This window comes from Burkholderia sp. AU45388, from assembly GCF_030481585.1.
GTDB classification, from domain to species: Bacteria; Pseudomonadota; Gammaproteobacteria; order Burkholderiales; family Burkholderiaceae; genus Burkholderia; species Burkholderia sola.
Genome location: NZ_JAUJPV010000062.1, coordinates 1 through 1647, shown reverse-complemented (window position 1 = coordinate 1647; position 1647 = coordinate 1). Strand labels below are relative to the sequence as shown.

The window sequence follows — 1647 nt, the reverse complement described above, 5'->3', positions numbered from 1 at the left end:
ATCCGCCCACGGTCTGAACGAGCAGTACGATGGCGGTCAGCATCGGGAACAATGTGGTGCTCCAATAGTGCCCCAGCATCCCCATCACGCCGACCTGCCCCGCGCCAAAACCTGCGCCCACCAAGCCCACGGCCACGTAAGTCGTTGTCAGGTTTGGAGTGCGAAGGTTTGCCAGCGCGACGAAGCCAACGACAAAGACCCCCATTGAGATGATTTGCGCACGCCGCAAATCGGTGCTCGCGGCCAGCAGGTTGAACCCCAAGTTGCCGAGCACCATGGTCGCCGACAGGAGCGGCATGGCGAAGGCAGCGGCAGCGGCGCTAATCCCGATGCCGCGTAGATAGACCTGCGAATGGGCAATCATAAAGACTGAGCCGGATGCGATTGCAAGCATCGAAAAAGCCACGCCCCAGAGTAGCGGGGATCGCACCACCTTCGACAGCGGCAGTTCACGCGTCGTCTGCGCCGCTTCTTCATGTGCCTCATCCCAGCGGAGTTCACTGGAGTTTGCATCGTCTCCCGTCGGGGCATTGCGGACAAAGAGCAGATTGGTCAGCAGCCCCACGATGCCGGCCCCAACAAACACCCACCACCCGGAACGCCATCCCCCGGCCGACTCGACCACAGACCCGATGAGGGAGATGACGGCGAAACTTGCTGCGCCCACCACGGCATAGAGGACGGAAATCGCCAGGGTGCGGCGCCGTACAAACCAGGCGGCGACGCCCGCCTGGCACGGAATGATGCCGCTGAATGCACTGGTCAGGCCCATCAGCACGCTGAAGGCAGCAACGGCCTCCCACGGCTGGGTGGCCAGCGTCGCCAGCCATGCGCCACCGACCACCATGGTCAGGCAGCCGATGACGAGACTGTTTCGGATACCGATCCGTCCGACCGCTTTGGCTGCTACAGGACTGAATAGTGCTGCAGTAACCATGTTGACGGAGGTCAGCAAACCGAGCGTTTGCCGGTTCCAATCCAGCGCCGTGGCCATGTACGTATTGACCACACTCGCGCCGTAAATGGGCAGCGACATGCTGATGCACATCATCAAGGAAAGGGCGGTAAGCACAGCCCAACCTCGATAGCCGAATAGCTTCAATTTCTACTCCGAATGATCACTTCTGCATTGGTATCCGCATTGCGCGGCTTAGCGCTTGCTGCGAGCCCCACCCACCGCTTCCAGCATCGGAATCGGCAGACCGAAGTGCGCCTGACCCACACCCTCGGCCGCCGTGTCGTACTGCGCAATCGGATGCGTGCGATAGGTAGCCATATCCCGGAAATAGCGGTTGAGCCGCTGACCTTTCTTGGCTGCAGTGCTGCCACCCGCGTAGAAAATCTTCTCGATCGACTCCGCGGCCATTTTTCCAGCCTGGGTGGCCATTGCGCCCTGCAGGAAATCCTTCTCCGCCGAATACGCGATACCGGCTTGCCACTGCTGGCAGGCCTGCGTGTACTGCCGCGCGACCTCGATCACCTGCACTTCAGCCGCACGGATCTCCATCACCACCTGTCCAACGGTGCGCTGGTATTCCAGCGACTTGTAGCGCTCGTGGAACGGCGGATTGATCGTCTTTTTGGTCCGCAGGATCTCTTCATATTCATCGAGTGCCGCCCAGGCCGCACCGACCATCACCGCACTGA

General features: G+C 61.0%; 2 protein-coding genes. Both read right to left on the bottom strand.

Annotated elements, in window-relative coordinates:
• The coding region (locus QZM72_RS35425; RefSeq protein ID WP_144030204.1) for an MFS transporter at positions 1-1102 on the bottom strand (1102 nt) is incomplete at its 3' end.
• Between the two features lie 48 nt (positions 1103-1150).
• The coding region (locus tag QZM72_RS35420; RefSeq protein WP_301740432.1) for a hypothetical protein at positions 1151-1647 on the bottom strand (497 nt) is incomplete at its 5' end.